Origin of the sequence: Microcystis sp. LE19-41.2A, assembly GCF_027530405.1 — a bacterium.
In the GTDB taxonomy this organism is placed as follows: Bacteria; Cyanobacteriota; Cyanobacteriia; order Cyanobacteriales; family Microcystaceae; genus Microcystis; species Microcystis aeruginosa.
In genome coordinates this window covers 1-3,851 of record NZ_JAPZQJ010000671.1, presented here as the reverse complement: position 1 = coordinate 3,851, position 3,851 = coordinate 1, and the positions used below count along the sequence as shown (strand labels likewise).

At 41.1% G+C, this 3,851-nt stretch carries 4 protein-coding genes and 1 pseudogene; all 5 read right to left on the bottom strand.

Features of this window, described 5'->3' with window-relative positions; translation table 11 throughout:
* Window positions 1-163 precede the first annotated feature (163 nt).
* Window positions 164-1,018, bottom strand: coding sequence for a class I SAM-dependent methyltransferase family protein (locus O9290_RS27605; protein WP_002768795.1), 855 nt, complete (start codon window positions 1,016-1,018; stop codon window positions 164-166).
* Between the two features lie 41 nt (window positions 1,019-1,059).
* The gene (locus O9290_RS27600; protein WP_072926606.1) at window positions 1,060-1,701 is read right to left on the bottom strand and encodes a lysophospholipid acyltransferase family protein; all 642 of its coding nucleotides are present in this window, start codon (window positions 1,699-1,701) and stop codon (window positions 1,060-1,062) included.
* On the bottom strand, window positions 1,698-2,654 hold the full coding sequence (locus tag O9290_RS27595; RefSeq protein WP_072926605.1) for a phosphatidate cytidylyltransferase: 957 nt from the start codon (window positions 2,652-2,654) through the stop codon (window positions 1,698-1,700). Before O9290_RS27595 ends, O9290_RS27600 begins: the two co-directional genes overlap by 4 nt.
* Complete coding sequence (locus tag O9290_RS27590; protein WP_002768800.1) at window positions 2,629-3,261, bottom strand: CDP-alcohol phosphatidyltransferase family protein; 633 nt, start codon at window positions 3,259-3,261, stop codon at window positions 2,629-2,631. Before O9290_RS27590 ends, O9290_RS27595 begins: the two co-directional genes overlap by 26 nt.
* 457 nt (window positions 3,262-3,718) lie before the next feature.
* Window positions 3,719-3,851, bottom strand: a pseudogene (locus O9290_RS27585) (IS630-like element ISMae24 family transposase); the annotation flags it as partial.

Sequence of the window (3,851 nt, the reverse complement as noted above, 5' to 3'; positions counted from 1 at the left end):
ATTTTCTCTTTCTCGCTCCATACCCCTTTTAATGCTAGATATTCTCATTAACCCTTTTAACCTTTGAATTAATTTTAGTTATTATGTACTACTTTAATGGCTTTTTTGATCTGTGACAGTTGAGGGTGCGGAATGTGGGTTACAAAATGAGTTTTCGCTGACTTCACTTTCTCGCTTTGACGACCCCGAAAATATTAAAGTTATCCATCTGTACCTGGAAATCTTGAAAACCCGCATCAGTTGCCCATGCTTCGGTTAATTCTAGCGGTCTCAGGCGCATCACCCAAGGTTTACCTGTATGAGAATTTAATACCCTGGCAATAAACTCTAATTGGGGGTGGTAGGGTTGAATGGTAAAAATGAGCGTCCCGCCTGGTTCAAGAAGACGATATAATTGCTGGAAATGCTGACGAATTAACTCATTATCTGGTAATATTTCGTGGAGTCCCGAGACGACAATTAAATTAGGCGGTGGTAAGACCCGGTTTAAGTCGTCATCGTTAAAAGCGTCAGCTTGTTCGATAGTTGCTGATACGCCAAGGTGGAGAGCTAATTCTTGCGCTTTTTGCACATTTTCTGCCTTGTAATCTCGCAATAAAGCATTCACTGCACCACCCGAAAAATCTAGCAAAACTTCCAAGTCATAGCGGCCACCACCACAAGCAACATCGAGGAGGTTAGTTGTTACCCCTTGCTCAAAATTATCTTGGATAACTTGACGCAATACGCTTTTCAGAATTTCCCCACGTTGACGGATTCCCTGCCATCCCTGGGAGTCGAGATAAACACGGTCAATTATCTTGCCAAACCAGGTAATGCCGCTGGGACGATTGCGATAAACATACTCTAACATGACTCCTGAATCAAAGCCGTATTTCAAGCCCAGACGAATTCCGTCTGAAAGTTGCCCGATGGTTTGAAACAGCAATCTTACAAGGCTGTAGTAGATGGCTTTAGGATGCCAAATTGGCAGCGGACGACTTAGTGAATCATAGCTAGGTAAGGTTTGAGAATTCATGGTTAATTCCTTCGTTTAATCAAGAAAAATCAAGAACTTTTTTATTGCCAAGCAGAAAAATTTCCTGCTGCTGCCAACTCTTGTATTGACTGATTTAACAAATCCATAAAGCTTTGTTTATTGCCAGTCCAATGGAGAGGATTACCAAGCCAAACATCACAAAAGAAAGGGACTAATAAAGCTTCACCTTTGGGAAGTGTCTTGCCTAAACCATGCAAGAAAATTGGATAGATGGGGATTTCTGGATGCCGTTTCGCTAGATGGGCAATGCCACTCTTAAAGCTAGTTAAAGATTCAGGATTGCCGCGAGAGCCTTCAGGATAGATTAGCAGAATTTCTCTCCGCACTAATGCCTGAGAACAACTGTCTAGAGGATGCTCGCGAACATTCCCCATTTCGCGTCTTAAGGGAATGATACCAATAATATTTAGAGAAAACCAAGTCAGCCAGGGATTCTTTAACCAATAGTCCGCCGCCGCTACTGGACGCAATTTGTCTAATAACCTTAAGGGAAAGAGTGTCATCAATACCAGGGTATCGAGATGGCTGTTGTGGTTGGCAACAATTATCGCTGGTCCCGATTTTGGTAGCCTCTCTTTGTGACTGATTCTTAGTCCGATAATGACCAAGACAATCAGTCTAACCAAGCAACCAAAAAACAACAATCGCAGTAACTTATTCAAGCTAACATCCCCCGGAAATAAAAGTAAACAGTAAAATGGAAAAATAGGGGAGCAGTATAAGTTAAACTGTCAATACGATCAAGAATACCACCGTGTCCTGGTAAGAGATTACCGCTGTCTTTAACTCCTAAGTCTCGCTTCAGAGCCGATACAGTAACATCACCAATAAAACCGGCAATTCCCAATAGTAACCCCAGCCAGAATGCGTGAGTTAAATTAAACGGAGTTAACCAAGGAGCCAAAATTACTGCCAATACTATTGTCGTTATTATCCCTCCTAGCAAGCCTTCCCAGGTTTTGTTGGGGCTAACTGTCGGTAAAACTTTATGTCTTCCCAAACTTTTTCCCCACAAGTACTGGGAAATATCATTCAGAGCCGTCAAAAATAAAAGATACAGTAACAATCCAGCACCGCCAGCTATGGGATTACCTGCGGGTGGTAGCCTTAATAAATAGGCGACGTGACTGATGCTAAATACTGTCAGCATCAATCCCCAATGTAGAGTTCCTATTGCCTTGAGAAAACCGTGTATTTCTCCTGAAATTACCATCCGCATCGGCAAGATAAGGAACATATAAACTGGGATAAATACTAAAAACATTCCGTACCACTGACTGTAAATCCAGTAATATTGTAAGATGATTGCTAAATAAGCCCAAAACAAGACGCGACGGTCTGCCCGCCGTGTCGGAATTAGAGATAAATATTCTTTCAGGGCCAGAAAACTGACAAAACCAAAAAAGATCACAGCTATTCCAGGACTGAGGATGAGAGAAGTTGAGAAAAGAAGGGTAATTGCCCACCAAGATTTGACTCGTTGCTTCAGTTCTGTATAATTTCTCTCTGGCAAAGTTAGGGAGAGAAGCTGAATTATGAGAGTCGCTAGTATTAATAGGATAAATACCCCTGCTAACCCCCAGATAACATTAATTGCTGGCTTCGTCCAAACCATGATACTCTAATTCCTTTAAGCTGCTGTAAGCCCGATTGATAATTGTCGAAAATAGCAGTAAGATTGTGGTAATCCAAATATAATCTAACCACTTTCCTGCTGTCAATCCTAATCCTAATAATAAAGCAATTATACCAAATAAAAAAGCACGATCACTTTTGCCCATTGGCCCTTGATATTGTCTTTTTCCACTCACTGTAACCCCGAGAACTCCAGTCATTTCACTGATGATTGACAGTAAGACAATTGGGACAACCAAAATACTAGAAACTCCTGGTATTAAGGCAAAGGGAAGGTAGAGGGCAGTATCAGAAATTACATCTCCTAGTTCATTTAAGATAGTACCTAACGATGTTTTCTGGTTGTAGTCTCTGGCTAACATCCCATCGATCGCATTCAGTGCAATTCGCATAAAAAGTACCAAAGGCATCAGCAACAGTAGCCAGCGCTGACAATGCCAAAGGACAATTGCTATTCCCATCAATACTGATAAGACAGCAGCAGATGTGGTAATTTGATTCGCCGTGATTCCTTGTTTCGCTAGTTGCTTGACTAGCGGACTCAATATCTTTTGAAAAGCTGGCTTTAATTGATAGATAGTAATCACGGAATTTAGATCAACTTTTATAAATTTGAAAATTTTTGTCCAGAGATATGGAACTATAGAACCGATTTGGTATCTTTTATAATGTAGATGCTAGGCTGAAAAGGTGAAGCGAAAACCTTGTCCACTATAGGTTGCAGGGAAGAGAGTCTGTAGCCTGTTTAACGGCAATACTTTGGTCTGAACCCCGTCAGTGAAGGCGCCACCGTCTAGTTATCCCCGAAAATCGATACTTTGGAGTAAGCCAAAATGTACTCAAGTAGTATGACGAATGAAGAGTGGTCTATCGTAGAACCGCTATTGCCAAAGAAGAAATTGACTTGCCCACCGAAATGAACCAAACGACAGATTGTCGATCTATCTTGAAGTGCCATTCAGGGCAATTCACTTTTGTCGAGAGTCTTTGGAGTTTCCATAGATGATTGTATGTAGTTGAGTAACGTTATGGTTTTGTAAGTACCTAGGCAAAATTAATTACATACTCGCCTCCAAAATTGTCCAGCACTTTTTTAACGTAAGCGAGGAGGCTCTTTCGGTCTTTATAGGCGCTAAATTCAATCCATTCATATTTTAAAAATCTCCATAATATTTCA